This window comes from Nocardioides aromaticivorans, from assembly GCF_013408525.1.
GTDB lineage: Bacteria > Actinomycetota > Actinomycetes > Propionibacteriales > Nocardioidaceae > Nocardioides > Nocardioides aromaticivorans.
Map to the genome: position 1 here is coordinate 549,860 of NZ_JACBZM010000001.1, position 15,679 is coordinate 565,538.

The window sequence follows — 15,679 nt, forward strand, 5'->3', positions numbered from 1 at the left end:
CGGTTCAGCCCACGTGGTGGCGCAGCAGGCCGTAGGTCAGGCCGTCGACGAGCGCCTCCCACGACGCCTCGATCATGTTCGCGCCGACGCCCACGGTGACCCAGGAGGACTCCCCGTCGCTGGTCTCGATCAGGACGCGGGTGATCGCGTCGGTGCCGTGGCCCTGGTCGAGGATGCGGACCTTGAAGTCGATCAGCTCGAACTTCGCGATCTCCGGGAAGGCCTGCACGATCGCCGAGCGCAGCGCCTGGTCGAGCGCGTTGACGGGGCCGTTGCCCTCGCCCGTGACGACATAGCGGACGTCGGCGGCCTTGAGCTTGACCGTCGCCTCCGAGACTGCCTCCTCCCCCGGCTGCGCGTGGGTGAGGGTCTCGGTGATCACGCGCCAGCTCTCGACCTCGAAGTACGACGGCCGGTGACCCTCGGCCTCCTCGATGAGGAGCAGCTCGAAGGAGGCGTCGGCGGCCTCGAAGGTGTAGCCGCGGGACTCCATCTCCTTGACCCGGGCGGTGACCCGGTTGACGACGTCCGGCGAGCCGGACAGGTCGAAGCCGAGCTCCTTGCCCTTGAGCTCGATCGACGCGCGGCCGGCCATCTCCGAGACCAGCAGGCGCATGTCGTTGCCGACGCCGGCCGGGTCCATGTGCTGGTAGAGGTCGGGGTCGACCTTGATCGCGCTGGCGTGCAGGCCGGCCTTGTGCGCGAAGGCCGACGTGCCGACGTAGGGCTGCCGGGCGGCGGGCGGCACGTTGGTCACCTCGGCGACGGCGTGGGCGATCCGGGTCGCCTCGGTGAGCAGCCCCGGCGGCAGCACCTGCCTGTCGAGCTTCAGCTCGAGGTTGGCCACGACGTTGACGAGGTCGGCGTTGCCGGTGCGCTCGCCGTAGCCGTTGATGCAGCCCTGGATGTGGGTGGCGCCCGCGTCGACGGCCGCGAGGGTGTTCGCGACGGCGAGGCCCGTGTCGTTGTGGCAGTGGATGCCGACCCGGACCTGCGCGGTCTCGAGCACGTCGTGGACGACGTCGGAGACCCAGCCGGGCAGCATGCCGCCGTTGGTGTCGCACAGCGCGATCACCTCCGCCCCGGCGTCGTACGCCGTGCGGAGCACCTCGAGCGCGTAGGACCGGTCGAGCTTGTAGCCGTCGAAGAAGTGCTCGGCGTCGAGGAACACCTGCTGCCCCTCGGCCCGCAGGTGGCTGACGGTGTCGCGGACCATCGCGAGGTTCTCCTCGAGCGTGGTCCGCAGCGCCTTCTCGACGTGGCCGACGTGCGACTTCGCGACCAGCGTGACCACGCCCGCGCCACTGTCGCGGAGCGCCGCGACCAGCGGGTCGTCGGCGGCCTGGACGCCCGCGCGGCGGGTGGCGCCGAAGGCCGCGAGCCGCGCGTGCTTGAGGTCGAGCTCGGTCGCCGCGCGCCGGAAGAACTCGGTGTCCTTCGGGTTGGCCCCCGGCCAGCCGCCCTCGATGTAGCCCACACCCAGGCCGTCCAGGTGCCGCGCGATCGCGAGCTTGTCGGCGACGGTCGGGTTGAGGCCTTCCTGCTGCATGCCGTCGCGCAGGGTCGTGTCGTAGACGTGGAAGGCGCCGTGGAGGTCGAGCTGCTGGTTCATCGGGGAATCTCTCGCGTGCGTGTCACAGGGCAAAGCAGGCAAAACAAAAGCCTCCCGGGGTACGAGAGGCTGCGCGTCCGGGATGCTCCGGACGCGCTAGGTAATGATCGAGGTGATGGTGCTCACGAGGCCAGTGTGCCACGTCGCGCGCGGCCGCCCCGTCACAGTCCGAAAGGACCGCTCGACCACGGGATCCAGCTGACGCCCTGTCCCGCGACCAGCACGCCGAGGACCGCCGCCACCGCGAGCAGGCCGGCGCACAGGAACAGCCACGGCAGCGTGCTGCGGCAGGCCGGGAAGAGCACCCGGGCGACCGGCGAGCGGAACCGGCTGCCGCCGGGACCGGACCACAGGGCGACGCCGAGGGTGGCCCCGCATGCCATCAACGTGCCCGGCACGTCGACGGCCAGCGCGTAGCAGATCAGCCCCGCCGCGAGCCCCAGGCCGGCGCTCCACGCCACCAGGACGACCGTCCCGGTCACGGCCCGGACCAGGTGCCACGGGCTGGTGGCGAGCCAGCGCAGGGCGTCGTACCACTTCGCGCCGCGGACGGTACGACGCTGCGCGACCGCCGACGCGGCCAGCGAGCCGGCACGGAGCAGCCACACGGCGAGCACGACGAGGAGGGCGGCCACCCACGGGGCGGCCGCGAAGCCGGCGCCGAGGGCGACGGCACCCGCACCGATCGCGGTCCAGCGACGCAGCCGCTCGGGCAGCGGCGCCTGCGGCTGGGGCGCGAACGGGGCCTCGGGGTCGAAGCCGTTGGCCTGGTCCCACTCCTGCTCCATCCGCCGCATCGCGTCGGGAGCCGGCGGCGCGTCCTGCCGGAGCGTGACCGGCGGCGGGGGCTGCGCCGGCCGGGAGGTCGACACCGGCTCGGGCATCGTGCGCGGCGTCGGCGGCGCGGGCGGAGCCGGCACCACGGTCGGCGCGTCGGGGGCACCGGCCTGGGCGGCGAGCGCGAGCGGCAGCGTGAAGTCGTCCTGCTCCGGCGCGGGCGGCCCGTCGAACAGGGCGCCCGGCGGCGGCACCGGCGGCAGCTCGGGGCGCGTGCTCAGCGGCCGCAGCCAGGCCAGGACCTCGTCGAGGAGCGGTCGCTCCAGGGGGTCGGGGTGGAGCGCGGCGGCGAGGACGTCGGCCATCGGCCGCGGGATGCCGGAGAGGTCGTGCTGCCCACGGCGGGTGCGGTCCATGACCGCCATCGCCGGGCCGCGGCCGTAGGGGGCCCGGCCGCTGGCGGCGTACGCGACGGTCGCCGCCCACGCGTGCACGTCGGCGGCGGGGGTCGCCTCGTCGCCGTACAGGATCTCGGGGGCGAGATAGCCCGGCGTACCGAGCAGCCAGCCGGTCTGGGTCAGCCGGACGTCGTCGGCGACGCGGGCGAGCCCGAAGTCGATGAGGATCGGCGTACGACCCTCCATCAGCACGTTGCCCGGCTTCACGTCGCGGTGCAGGACGCCGACGGCGTGCACGGCGGCGAGACCCTCGGCGAGGCAGCCGGCGAGCCAGTTCAGGTCGGACCCGTCGACCGGGCCCTCCGTGGCGACGTGCTCGTGGAGCGAGAGCCCCGGCACGTAGCGGGTGACGACATAGGGCACGTCGGCCCACGGGTCGGCGGCGAGCATCTCGGCCACCCACGGGCTGCGGATCCGCGTGAGCGAGCTGACCTCGCGGGCCAGCCGGCCGCGCGCCTCCTGGTCGCCGACGATCTGCGGACGCAGCACCTTCAGCGCGACCCGGCGCCCGTCCGAGCCCCGCGCCAGGTGCACGATGCCCATGCCGCCCTCGCCCAGCTTCGTCAGCAGGGCGTAGTCGCCCACCCGCACAGGGGTGGGGCCGGGCTGGGTCGTCACGAACCGAGGCTACCCAGCACTTCGGTGCACGACGCGCTCGCCACACGAGGGATTCCGCGCGAGCATGGCCGGGTGAGCACCCTGGTGCGGCTGCCGGACGGCGCCGAGCTCGACGTGACCGACCTCGGCGACGGCCCCGACGTCCTGCTGCTCGTGCAGACGGCGCTCACCGCCGACGAGCTTCTCCCCGTCGCGCAGGAGCCCGCACTGGCGGGCTGGCGGCGGGTCCTCCCCCACCGACGCGGGTACGACGCCAGCGGGCCCGCGCTCGACCCGCCCGCCGTCCGCGACGACGCCGCCGACTGCATCGCGCTGCTGGACGCGCTCGACCTGCCGGCCGCCCACCTGCTCGGCTTCTCGTACTCGACCGCCGTCGTGCTCGAGGTCGCGGCCACCTGGCCGGAACGCGTCGCGTCGGTGGTCCTCGTGGAGCCGCCGCCCGTGCACACGGCGTTCGCGGGCGAGTTCGCGGAGGTGAACGCCGAGCTCGCCGGTGTCTTCACGCGCGACGGAGCGGAGGCAGCGCTCGACGCCCTGCTGTCGCGGCTGCTGGGCGCGGACTGGCACCCCGCGACCGAGGCAGCGCTGCCGGGCTCGGTCGCGCAGATGGAGCGCGACGCGGCCACCTTCTTCGTCCACGACATGCCGGCGCTGCTGGCGTGGGGGTTCGACGCCACCCGCGCCGGACGGGTCCGCTGCCCGGTGCTGCACGTCGCCGCCGACGGCAGCGGCCCGTGGTTCGCCGCCTCCCGGGACCTGGCCCTCCAGTGGTTCCCCCACGCCCTCCAGGCGGAGGTGGCCGGGGCCGACCACGGCCTGATGCTCACCCACCCGGCCGACGTCGCGGCGGCCGTCGCCGCCTTCCTGGGCGGCGCCCGGGTCAGCCCGGCGTGACGCCGCCGCGGGCGTCGAGCTCGGCGAGCAGCTTCCTCGAGGCGATCCGCCGGTAGGACGCGTCGGCCAGCTCCGCGATCTCGGCCCAGTCGATGTCGGGCGTGGCGAGGTCGATCGCTCGGCCACCGTGGGGGCCGTAGTAGGCGGGCACGAAGAACCGCTCGTCAGCGTCGATCGCCGGCAGGTCGACGTCGTCGGGGGTGAAGATGAAGGCGCCCGGCACCATCCGGTGCTCCCCCGGCCGGATCCGCTCCGATCCGCCGAAGGCCGCGAAGATCCTGCCCGCACGGAAGGTCGGCCGGCCGTGGCTGACCCGCTCCTCGGCGCCCGGGAGGGCGAGGCAGATCCGCCGCAGCTCGGCCAGACCAGGGTCGTCGTCGGTGAACATGATCGGGTGGGCCACACCGCCAGTAGAGCACTGCGCGCCGCCGGGGCGCGCCACCCGACTCCTAGACTTCCCCCGTGCCGATCCAGCTGACGCTGCTCGACGGCGTGCGGTGGGAGGGCACGCCGGTCACCGGCGACCGGCCGCAGGCACTGCTCGCGGCACTCGCGGACGCCGGGCGCACCATCGGCACCGACCGCCTCGTCGACCTCGTCTGGGGCGAGGACGAGCCGGCCAACCCGGCGAAGGCGCTGCAGGTGCTGGTCTCCCGCGTGCGCGGGACCATCGGCGCGGCCGCGCTGGTGACGGACGGGGACGGCTACCGGCTCGCGCTCCCTCCCGAGCACATCGACGCCGTCCACCTCCGCCTCAGCACGCGCCGCGCCCGCGAGATCCTCGCCACCGACCCGGCCGCCGCCCTCCAGCACGCCGAGGTCGCGCTCGCGCTCGCCCCGGCCGGGGTGGTCGAGCAGGCCGCCGGTCCCCTCGCCGAGGTACGACGACGGGCGGACCACGACCTCCGCGACGCCGCCGTCGTCCGCGCCCGCGCGCTGGCCCGCTCCGGACGGCACGCCGAGGCGCTGCCCGGCCTGGAGGAGGCGGCCGCGGGAGCGCCCGACGACGAGCCCCTGCTCGCCGACCTGCTCCACGCCGTCGCGACGGTCCGCGGCCCGGCGGCGGCGCTCGAGCTCTTCGAGGCGCACCGCACCGACGTGCGCGAGCGCCTCGGCGCCGACCCCGGCCCGGACCTGCAGCGTGTGCACCGCGAGCTGCTGGCGCTGGACAGCCCGGTCCGCGAGGGACTGCGTTACGAGGCCGGGCCGCTGCTCGGTCGCGACGCCGACCTGCGCACCATCGAGGGCCTGCTCACCTCGGCCCGGGTGGTGTCGATCGTCGGCCCCGGCGGACTCGGCAAGACCCGCCTCGCCCACACCGTGGCCCGCGCCGCCAGCCTGCCCGTGGTGCACTTCCTCGAGCTGGTCGGCGTGACCGACCCGGAGGACCTGGTCGGTGAGGTCGGCTCGGCGCTCGGCGTGCGCGACTCGGTCAGCGGGCGTCGTACCCTCACGGCGGAGCAGCGGGCCGACATCCGGGCCCGGATCGCCCAGCAGCTCGACCAGGCGCCGACCCTGCTGGTGCTGGACAATTGCGAGCACATCGTGGAGGCGGTCGCCGACCTGGTCGCCTTCCTCGTCGCCACCACCCGCGAGCTGCGGGTGCTGACCACGACCCGGGCCCCGCTCGCGATCGCGGCCGAGCACGTCCACCTGCTCCCCCACCTCGGCACGGACGACGCCGTCGACCTGTTCCGCACGCGCGCCGAGGCGGCGCGTCCCGGGGTCCGGCTCGACGACGACGCGGTCCGCTCGGTCGTCGACCGGCTGGACGGGCTGCCGCTGGCGATCGAGCTCGCGGCCGCGAAGGTCCGGGTCATGCAGCCCGCCGAGATCGCGCGGCGCCTCGACGACCGCTTCGCCCTGCTCCGTGGTGGCGACCGCAGCGCCCCGGACCGCCACCGCACCCTGCTCGCGGTGATCGACTGGTCGTGGAACCTGCTCGACGAGCGCGAGCGCCGGGCGCTGCGCTATCTCGCCGCCTTCCCCGACGGGTTCACCCTCGAGGCGGCGGGGGCGGTCCTCGGCGACGACGCGCTCGAGCCGGTCGAGGACCTCGTCGAGCAGTCGCTCCTGGTCGTCACCGACACCGACCACGGCACCCGCTTCCGGATGCTGGAGACGGTCCGTGAGTTCGGCCGCCTGCAGCGGGAGGCAGCGGGCGAGTCCGACAAGGTCGCGCGCGCCCTGCAGGACTGGGCCGTCGACTTCGCGGCCCGCGAGGGCAGCCGCCTGTTCTCGACCGACCAGGTCGAGGCCATGGACCGGATCCGCGAGGAGGAGACCAACCTCGCCGACGTCCTGCGGGAGGCGCTCGGCGCCGGCGACCAGGACGCGGTGGCCGGGTTGTTCGCGACCCTCGGCGGCTACTGGTCGATCAGCGGCGACCACTTCCGCAGCATGACCGTCGCCCCGGCGGTCGCCGGCGTGCTCGACGACTGGGCGGTCCCGCCGGAGCTGGCCGACACGGCCCGCTCGGCCCTCTGCATCACGCTGTTCAGCGTGCGGTTCACGGGCTCCGACGGCGCCGAGCAGCTCACCGGGCAGCTGGAGGACCTCGGCGAGGGCACCGACCATCCCGCCCTGGCGGCGCTGGTCCGGGTGACCCTCGCCCAGACCGAGGGCGTCGCGACCGACCTCACGCACCTCATCGACGACCCGGACCCGTGGGTGCGCTGCCTCGCCCTGCAGTGGGCAGCCCACCAGTGGGAGAACCGCGGCGACCCGCACGGCGCCGTCGAGGCCCTGCACCGTGCGCTGCCGCTGGTGCACGTCGAGGAGGGCCCGTGGCGGCGGGCGATGATCGACGCCCAGCTCTCCGAGCTGCACGCCCAGCTGGGCGACGCCGTCCGGGCCGCGGAGCACGCCCGGCTGGCCCTGCCCGTGCTCGAGCGCCTCGGCGCCATCGACGACGCCGTGCAGAACAGGGCGATCGTCGCGACCTCGACGATGATCGGCGGCGACCTGGCCGCAGCGTCGGCCCAGGTCGCCGAACTGGCCGCGCTCGCCCCGACCGGTATGCCCGGCGGTGACGTCGCGATCCTGCGCACCCGCGCGGAGCTCGCCCTCCTGACCGGGGAGGTGGCCGATGGCCTCCACCTGCACCGGGTCGCGGCCGAGGCGACCCGCGCGATGCGCCTGCCCGGCACCGACGACGTCACCACGCCGTGGACGATCTCCGGCGAGGCCGCGGCGGTGTCGGCGTTCGCGCTGCACGGACGCGGCGACGAGGGCCGCGACCTGCGCGACGCCCTCGCCGCCCGGGCGCTCGACGCCCTCGACCCCGAGCGGCCCTTCATGGACTACCCCGTCGGCGGCCTCGTCCTGTTCGGGCTGGGCCTGTGGGCGCTGCTGCGCACGGACGGTCCGGCGGAGGACGCGGTCCGGGTGCTCGTGCTCGCCGACCGCTTCTCCTACTACCGCTTCGCTCCCACCATGCAGTGGGAGCCGGCCCGCGCGCTGTGCGAGGAGCGCGCGCCCGGCGTACTCGCGGAGATCGAGGCGGAGTACGGCGAACGGCGCGGGCCCGACCTGGTGGCCGAGGCCCGCGCCGCCGTCACGCGCGTGCTCTGACGGGCGTCACATCTTGCGCGAGTAGGTCCGCACCGCCAGCGGCGCGAAGATCGCGACCACGATGGTGCAGCCCAGCAGCGCCCAGCCGACCTGGCCGGTGAGGTCGCCGTTGTTCATCAGGTCGCGGACCGCGGTCACCACGTGCGAGACCGGGTTGACCTTCACGAAGGCCTCCAGCCAGCCCGGCAGCGTGTCCATCGGGACGAACGCGTTGGACAGGAAGGTCAGCGGGAACATGATCATCATGCCGATGCCCTGGACGGCCTGCGCCGAGCGCGCGATCGTGCCCAGCCAGCAGAAGATCCACGACAGCGACCAGCCGGCGAAGATGGTCAGCGCCCAGCCCGCGAGCACGCCGAGGAAGCCGCCGCCGGGCCGGTAGCCCATCGCCAGGCCGACGACGATGGTGATCGTCGCGGCCGTGCCGTAGCGGATCAGGTCGGCGAGCATCGGGCCGGCCAGCGGGGCGATCCGCGCGATCGGGAGGGACTTGAACCGGTCGAAGACGCCCTTGTCCATGTCCTCGCGCATCTGCGTGCCCGTCGCCATCGACGCGGTGAGCGCGGTCTGGGCGAGGATGCCCGGGATGATCAGCGGCAGGTAGTCCGCGACCGAGCCGGAGATCGCGCCACCGAAGATGTAGGCGAACATCGCGGTGAACAGGATCGGCTGCAGGGTCACGTCGAAGAACTGCTCCGGGTTGCGGCGCATCTTCTTGGTGGCCCGCCACGCCATCGCGAGCGTCTGGTGGACGGTGTCGCGCAGCGAGGGACGGGCGGGGAGCTCGCGGTGGGGGCTCGCGGCGGCCGGCACGGCTGCGCCGGTGGTGGTGTCGGGGAGCAGGGTGGTCATGTCAGGCCACCTCCTTGTCGGTGTCGTCCTCGGCGTGGTGTCCGGTGAGGGTCAGGAAGACCTCGTCGAGGGTGGGCTGGCGCACGGCCGCGGTGGTGATGTCGACCTCGCCCTGGCGCAGCGCGATGAGGACGTCGGCGGTCTGGTTGGCGTCGCCGAGCGCGATGTTGAGGCCGCCCGCCTCGGGCGTGAGCACCGGCGCCTCGCCGAGCACCCGCTCGACGATCGCTGCCGCGCGGGCGGTCTGCTCGCGGTCGACCACGCGCAGGTGCAGGGTGGAGCTACCGACGCTCGACTTGAGCTGGTCCGGCGTACCCTCGGCGACCTTGCGGCCGCGGTCGATGACGGCGATCCGGTCGGCCAGCTGGTCGGCCTCGTCGAGGTACTGCGTCGTGAGCAGGATCGTCGAGCCCTGCGCGACCAGCTCACGGATCGTGTCCCACATCTGGCCGCGGGTGCGCGGGTCGAGGCCGGTGGTCGGCTCGTCGAGGAAGATCAGCGGCGGGCGGGCGATGAGCGACGCCGCGAGGTCGAGCCGGCGACGCATGCCGCCGGAGAAGTTCTGGATCTGGCGGTCCGCCGCCTCCTCCAGGCCGAAGCGGCCGAGCAGGTCGGCGGCGGTACGCCGCGCCTGCGCAGTCGACTGCCCGAGCAGGCGGGCGAACAGGATGAGGTTCTCCGCGCCGGTGAGGTTCTCGTCGACCGACGCGTACTGGCCGGTGACCCCGACCAGCTGACGGATCCGGTGCGGCTCGCGTCGTACGTCGACGCCGAAGATCTCGGCCTCGCCGCCGTCGATGGGCAGCAGCGTGGCGAGCATCTTCAGGGTCGTGGTCTTGCCCGCGCCGTTGGGGCCGAGGACGCCGAAGATCTCGCCCGGCCGGACCTCGAGGTCGATGCCGTCGACGGCGTGGAAGGCCCCGAACCTCTTCACGAGGCCGGTGGCGTGCACTGCGTTGGTGGCAGTCATGGGAGTGCTCCTTGTCTGACCGGGGATCGACCCGGTCGATGGGAGGAGCATCCGGCGCCGCGGTTTCACCGCGGCATCACGCCGGTTTCACGGCGGCCGTGGGCGCCGGGAGACGCGAACGGCCGCCCCGGTGTCCGGGGCGGCCGCGCGAGAGCAGTCCTAGACGATCTTGCGCATCCAGCCGAAGGTGTCCTCGTTGCGACCGAGCTGGACGCCGACGAGCGCCTCACGGATCCGCATGGTGAGGTCCTGGCTGGCCGGGGCGGCGGTCTCGCCGCCGGCGTACTTGAGCGAGCCGACGGGGGTGACGACGGCGGCGGTGCCGCAGGCGAAGATCTCGGTGATCCGGCCGCTGGCGACGCCCTCGCGCCACTCGTCGATGCTGAACTTCCGCTCGGTGACCTGGTGGCCCATCTTGCCGGCGAGCTCGATGATCGAGGCGCGGGTGATGCCCTCGAGGATGGTGCCCGTCTCCGGCGTGACGATCGAGCCGTCGTCGAAGACGAAGTACATGTTCATGCCGCCGAGCTCCTCGACGTACTTCCCCTCCTGCGCGTCGAGGAAGACGACCTGGTCGCAGCCGTGGGCGTAGGCCTCCTGCTGGGCGACGAGGGACGAGGCGTAGTTGCCGCCGGTCTTGGCCGCGCCCATGCCACCACGGCCGGCGCGGGTGTACTCCTCGGTCAGCCACAGCGTGACCGGCTTGATGCCGCCCTTGAAGTAGGCCCCGGCCGGGCTGGCGATCACCATGAAGGTGACGTGCTGGGCCGGGCGCACGCCGAGGAACTTCTCGGAGGCGAACATGAAGGGCCGGATGTAGAGGCTCTTCTCGCCGCCGTCGGCGTTGCCGGGCACCCAGCGGGCGTCGACCTTGACCAGCTCCTCGACGGCCTGGACGAAGTCGGGCACCTCGAGGACGGGCAGCGCGAGGCGGTGGCTGGAGCGCTTCATCCGCTCGGCGTTGGCCTCGGGCCGGAACAGCCACAGCGAGTCGTCCGCGTGGCGGTAGGCCTTCATCCCCTCGAAGGTCTCCTGCGCGTAGTGCAGGACGGCCGCCGCGGGGTCCAGGGTGATCGGTCCGTACGGCGTGATGCGCGCGTCGTACCAGCCCTTCTCCTGCGTCCACTCGACGGTGAACATGTGGTCGGAGAAGTACGTGCCGAAGCCGGGGTTGGCCAGGATCTCTGCCAGCCGGGCGTCGTCGGTGGGGTTCGCAGAGAGCGTGGTGGTGATCTGCATGGTCATCAGGTTAGTCCTCGTTAACGCGGGAGTGGAATGGGCCGTCTGCCCGCGTGCAGGGGACTCCCCTGCGACGGGCCTAGGCCGTGTCTCCCGATCGGCGGTGGATGGACACGCCGTCCAGCGCGTGCGATGGCAAGGCGCCGGTGCGCGGGCAGACCGGGCGTCTTTCGAGCATCGGCAACGCCGCCAGCGTGCGTGATGGGCGGCGTGGCCGCCGCCGAGGGTCGGGAGACACGGCCTAGCCAGCTACTCGGGCGGCGATCGCGTCGCCGACCTCGGGCGTACGACGCTGCTTCGCGGGGTCGCGCGACTCGAGGTCGGCGAGCACCGCGGCCTCGATCGACGCTGCGGCCTCGGGGTGGCCGAGGTGGTCGAGGAGCAGCGCGCCGGACAGGATCGCGGCGGTGGGGTCGGCGATGAGCTGGCCGGCGATGTCGGGCGCCGAGCCGTGGACTGGCTCGAACATCGACGGGGCCGTGCGGTCCGGGTTGACGTTGCCCGAGGCCGCCAGGCCGATGCCGCCGGTGATCGCGGCGGCGAGGTCGGTGACGATGTCGCCGAACAGGTTGTCGGTGACGATGACGTCGAAGCGCTGCGGGTCGGTGGTCAGGTAGATCATGACCGCGTCGATGTGGCTGTAGTCGGTGGTGACGTCGGGGAACTCCTTCGCCACCTCCTCGAACAGCCGCCACCAGACCGAGCCGGCGTTGACGAGCACGTTGGTCTTGTGGACCAGCGTCAGCTTCTTGCGCGGGCGCTTCTGGGCGCGGGCGAAGGCGTCGCGGATGACGCGCTCGACGCCGAAGGCGGTGTTGACGGAGACCTCGGTGGCGACCTCGGCCGGCGTACCGACGCGCAGCGCGCCGCCGTTGCCGGTGTAAGGGCCCTCGGTGCCCTCACGGACGACGACGAAGTCGATGTCGCCCTTGCCGAGCACGGCGTCGGACAGCGGCGCGACCGAGCCCGGGAACAGGCGCGACGGACGCAGGTTGACGTAGTGGTCGAGCTCGAAGCGCAGCTTCAGCAGCAGTCCCCGCTCGAGGATGCCCGGCGGCAGGTTCGGGTCGTTCGGCTTGCCGCCGACGGCACCGAGCAGGATCGCGTCCTGGCCGCGGATCTCCTCCAGCACGCTGTCCGGGAGCACCTCGCCGGTCGCGAGGTAGCGCTCGGCGCCCAGGTCGTACTGCGTCTTCGCGAACTTCAGCTCGGCGGGCGCAGCGACCTCGAGGACCTTGAGCGCCTCCGCGGTGACCTCGGGACCGATGCCGTCTCCGGGGATGACGGCGAGGTCGACCTGTCCGGTCGCGGGCGTGAAGGGGGTGCTGTCGGTCATGGTGAAGACGTTAGTTGTCGTCCGGGAACGCGTCGTCACCGTCTCGCAGGGCAGTCCCGTACGCCGGGGTCTCGAGGGCGTCGACGTGGAACGGGTGCTCCGGGTCGTGCTTCGCCGGGCCCCACTCCTGCGAGTCGCGGTACTGGGTCGTGGGGCGGGTGGTGGTGAACATCGTGGTCTCCGTGAGGGCTGGTGCTGCTGGGCTGATGGTGGGGATCAGTCCTGGCCTCTCCCACCGCGGCGGGTGGGCGTCAGCTCGTGGATCTCACGGGAGCTCGACTGCGACGGGGGTACGGATCACGCGTTGCCGGCCGGTGGGCCCGCCGCGGTGCAGTCTGCGGAGAATGCCAGGACTTCAGTTGGATCTGAGAAGCCCCGGCGCGAATCGGGGAACGCCGCAATCACCGCGGCGAGGTGGCCTCTCTCAGGCCTCGCCGCGGCGCACGATTACGAGAAGAGCGCTCCGCATGATGGGTGCACTCTAGACCGATGCCGGACGCGATGTCGCGGAAGCGTCCACGATGCGGGCGCGTCGGGGGGTGCATGAATCCCCGGTCGACCGGGGATTCATGCGCTTGTCAGGCGTTGCAACACCTGACAAGCGCATGAACCGCCCCCTCGCCGTGACCGGTGGTGCTGGTGGGACTCCGTACGCCGCAGCGGCAGCCGGTACGACCACGATCCGAGACCGCCGTCCCGGGCCTTGAACGCCGGGTGAAACTCGTTGCATGAGCGCGCCCCCCGACCTGCCCGACGTGGTGACCCGCGCTTTCGACGTGTCCCGGCGCGCCGGCTACGTGTCCTTCTGCCGCAACGAGACCGGCCGACTGCTGGCCGCGCTCGCCGCGACCCGTGAGGGGACGATGGCCGAGTTCGGCACCGGCTGCGGCGTCGGCACCGCCTGGCTGCGCTCGGGGGTCCGCAACGACAAGGCCCGCATCCTCACCGCGGAGCTCGAGCCGCGTCTCGCCGCGGCGGCGAGCGAGATCTTCGTCGACGACCCGCTGGTCGACGTACTCGAGGCGGACTGGTCGACCCTCATGGACAAGGGACCGTTCTCGCTGCTGTTCCTCGACTCCGGCGACCCGACCGCGGTGCGGGTCGACAAGATCGCCGACCTCGTGGAGCCCGGCGGGATCGTCGTCCTCGACGACTTCGTCCCGTGCGAGATGTGGCCGCCGATCACCGGCGGCCGCGTGGACACGCTGCGCGAGGAGTGGCTCACCGACGAGCGCTTCACGACCGTCGAGGTGATGGTGGCGCCGGACGCGTCGGCGCTGATCGCGACGCGGCGCTAGCTGTACCCGGCCAGGACGTTGGTAGCGGCGAGCCTGGTTGAACAAACGAGAACCTCCGAATGGGATGTGGCTTGTCTAAGGCCCACTTCCACCCGGAGGTTCTCGTGTCCCACGGTAGTGCCCGGCTGACCGTTCATGGTCGTCGGCTGATCGTTGCCCGCCACCAGGCTGGCTGGCCTCAGGCCCACATCGCCGCGGCGATGGGCGTGTCCCGCAAATGTGTGAAGACCTGGATCGACAGGTTCGCTGCTGAAGGCGAAGTAGGGCTCATGACCCGGTCGTCGCGCCCGCACTCGATGCCCACCAAGACCCGCGACGAGGTCGAGCAGAAGGTCCTGGCTGCGCGTGCCGAGCGTCGTGACGGCCCCGACGTTCTCGGACCGAAGGTCGGCGTGCCCGCGCGCACGGTGTCGCGGATTCTGCGCCGCCACCATGTGCCGTACCTGCGCGAGCTAGATCCGATCACCGGTGAGGTGATCCGGTCCTCGAAGCAGACTGGCGTTCGCTACGAGCGCGAACGACCAGGCGAGCTGGTGCACATGGACGTCAAGAAGCTCGGCAAGATCCCCGCCGGCGGTGGGTGGAAGGCCCACGGCCGAGGGGCCGGATCGATCATGCGTGATCGCAGCACCAAGGTCGGATACGACTACGTGCACTCGCTCGTCGACGACCACTCCAGGCTGGCCTACAGCGAGATCCTGCCGGATGAGAAGGGCCCCGCCTGTGCAGAGTTCCTCGAGCGAGCCATCGCCTACTTCGCCGCGCACGGCATCGCCCGGATCGAGCGACTGATGACGGACAACGCCTGGGCCTACCGATGGTCGCTACGAACGGTGTGCGCCGATCACGGCATCACACAGAAGTTCATCAAGCCGCACTGCCCGTGGCAGAACGGCAAGGTAGAGCGCCTGAACCGCACCCTGACTACCGAGTGGGCCTACCGCCAGGTCTTCACCAGCAACGACGAACGCCAGGCCGCCCTTGCGCCCTGGATCGAGCACTACAACACTGAACGCCGCCACAGCGCACTCGGAGGCAAGCCGCCAGTCAGCCGGCTGCTACCAACCTGATGGCCGGGTACAGCTAGCGCCTCCCGCGAGGCGGATCAGCCCTCCCCCGCCGCCTTCCGCTGGTCGTTGGCCACGTTCCGCGCGCTCGTCGACCGCCCCAGTGCCCGGACCTCGGCGTCCATCCGCGGCAGCAGGTCGGGTACGAACCGCAGGATCGGCAGGTTGCCGACGGCGGAGTTGATGACATTGCGGTTGAGGCCGGCGCCCCGGACCCAGCCCGGGCAGTAGACGTGCCGCGAGCGCTTCTCCACCCCCTTCACGAACGCCTTCACGCACGCGTCCACGTCCGTCGTCTTGTTGAGCGGCGGCGGGAGCTTGGTGAGCATCTCCTGGAAGGTCGACAGGTCCTTCTTCGCGTCCTGCACCAGCGGGGTGTCGATCCACGACATGTGCGCGCACCCGACCGCGATGCCGAGGTGGGACACCTCGAGACGCAGCGCGTTGGCGAAGTGCTCGACCCCCGCCTTGCTGGCGTTGTACGCCGCCAGCCCCGGGGCGGCCGCGAAGGCGGCCAGTGAGGAGACCACCAGCAGGTAGCCCTTCGTCTTCTCCAGCTCCGGGATCGCGGCCCGCGCGGTGTTGAAGACGCCGGTGATGTTGATGTCGAGGGTGCGCTGGAAGGCCGCGGGGTCGATCGCCATCACCGAGCCGTAGCTGGCGATGCCGGCGTTGGCGAGGACCACGTCGAGGCGGCCGAAGCGCTCGACGGCGCTCGCGACCGCGCCCTCCATCGCCGCCAGGTCGGTGACGTCGGCGACGATCCCCGTGCAGGCGTCGTCACCGATCGCGGCGACGGCCTCCTCCAACGCGGGGCTGTCGAGGTCGGTGAGGACCAGCCTCGCGCCCTGTGCCGCCAGCGCCTTCGCGGTCTCGAGCCCGATGCCGCGGGCGCCGCCGGTGATGAGGATGACCTGGTCCTTGATCGCCATGGCGGCGATGGTTCCACAGCCCGCTGGCCGTGGTCTTGGTGCGCCGGACCAAA

The 15,679-nt window shown here is 72.5% G+C and carries 13 protein-coding genes; 4 read left to right on the forward strand and 9 right to left on the reverse strand.

The features are described from left to right. Positions 1-4 precede the first annotated feature (4 nt). Both cimA and BJ993_RS02615 read right to left on the reverse strand, forming a co-directional pair. On the reverse strand, positions 5-1,612 hold the full coding sequence (cimA, locus tag BJ993_RS02610) for a citramalate synthase (RefSeq protein WP_179647622.1): 1,608 nt from the start codon (positions 1,610-1,612) through the stop codon (positions 5-7). 161 nt (positions 1,613-1,773) lie between these two features. Further along, entirely contained in the window at positions 1,774-3,465 is a 1,692-nt protein-coding gene (locus tag BJ993_RS02615) for a serine/threonine-protein kinase (protein WP_179647623.1), read from the reverse strand. 72 nt (positions 3,466-3,537) lie between these two features. Between BJ993_RS02615 and BJ993_RS02620 the strand changes: the two genes are divergently transcribed. Next, positions 3,538-4,359, forward strand: coding sequence for an alpha/beta fold hydrolase (locus tag BJ993_RS02620; protein WP_179647624.1), 822 nt, complete (start codon positions 3,538-3,540; stop codon positions 4,357-4,359). Here the strand turns inward: BJ993_RS02620 and BJ993_RS02625 are convergent. Continuing rightward, a complete protein-coding gene (locus BJ993_RS02625; RefSeq protein ID WP_218864586.1) occupies positions 4,346-4,762 on the reverse strand; it encodes an MmcQ/YjbR family DNA-binding protein in 417 nt (138 codons plus the stop codon). The two genes, BJ993_RS02620 and BJ993_RS02625, sit on opposite strands and share 14 nt — an antisense overlap. 59 nt (positions 4,763-4,821) lie before the next feature. Here BJ993_RS02625 and BJ993_RS02630 point away from each other — a divergent pair, with 59 nt between their 5' ends. Beyond that, complete coding sequence (locus BJ993_RS02630; RefSeq protein ID WP_179647625.1) at positions 4,822-7,932, forward strand: ATP-binding protein; 3,111 nt, start codon at positions 4,822-4,824, stop codon at positions 7,930-7,932. Positions 7,933-7,938: 6 nt separating this feature from the next. Here the strand turns inward: BJ993_RS02630 and BJ993_RS02635 are convergent, their stop codons facing one another. The 5 genes from BJ993_RS02635 to BJ993_RS02655 all read right to left on the reverse strand — a co-directional run bounded on the left by BJ993_RS02635 (position 7,939) and on the right by BJ993_RS02655 (position 12,501). After that, entirely contained in the window at positions 7,939-8,784 is an 846-nt protein-coding gene (locus BJ993_RS02635; RefSeq protein ID WP_179647626.1) for an ABC transporter permease, read from the reverse strand. 1 nt (position 8,785) lies between these two features. After that, positions 8,786-9,754, reverse strand: a complete 969-nt coding sequence (locus BJ993_RS02640) for a daunorubicin resistance protein DrrA family ABC transporter ATP-binding protein (RefSeq protein WP_036541521.1) — start codon at positions 9,752-9,754, stop codon at positions 8,786-8,788. Between the two features lie 159 nt (positions 9,755-9,913). Continuing rightward, positions 9,914-10,993 carry a branched-chain amino acid aminotransferase gene (locus tag BJ993_RS02645; RefSeq protein WP_218864856.1) on the reverse strand — a complete coding sequence of 360 codons (1,080 nt, stop codon included), beginning with the start codon at positions 10,991-10,993 and terminating at the stop codon, positions 9,914-9,916. A gap of 241 nt (positions 10,994-11,234) precedes the next feature. After that, positions 11,235-12,329 (reverse strand): 3-isopropylmalate dehydrogenase, encoded by a 1,095-nt coding sequence (locus BJ993_RS02650; protein WP_051931559.1) that lies wholly within the window; start codon positions 12,327-12,329, stop codon positions 11,235-11,237. A gap of 10 nt (positions 12,330-12,339) precedes the next feature. Next, positions 12,340-12,501 (reverse strand): hypothetical protein, encoded by a 162-nt coding sequence (locus BJ993_RS02655; protein ID WP_179647628.1) that lies wholly within the window; start codon positions 12,499-12,501, stop codon positions 12,340-12,342. Between the two features lie 556 nt (positions 12,502-13,057). On the opposite strand from BJ993_RS02655, the gene BJ993_RS02660 reads away from it, so the two are divergent. After that, the gene (locus BJ993_RS02660; protein WP_036541517.1) at positions 13,058-13,627 is read left to right on the forward strand and encodes an O-methyltransferase; all 570 of its coding nucleotides are present in this window, start codon (positions 13,058-13,060) and stop codon (positions 13,625-13,627) included. Positions 13,628-13,731: 104 nt separating this feature from the next. Beyond that, positions 13,732-14,697 carry an IS481 family transposase gene (locus BJ993_RS02665; RefSeq protein WP_179647629.1) on the forward strand — a complete coding sequence of 322 codons (966 nt, stop codon included), beginning with the start codon at positions 13,732-13,734 and terminating at the stop codon, positions 14,695-14,697. Positions 14,698-14,732: 35 nt separating this feature from the next. On the opposite strand, the gene BJ993_RS02670 is transcribed toward BJ993_RS02665, so the two are convergent. Further along, positions 14,733-15,626, reverse strand: a complete 894-nt coding sequence (locus BJ993_RS02670) for an SDR family oxidoreductase (protein ID WP_179647630.1) — start codon at positions 15,624-15,626, stop codon at positions 14,733-14,735. Positions 15,627-15,679: the final 53 nt, after the last annotated feature.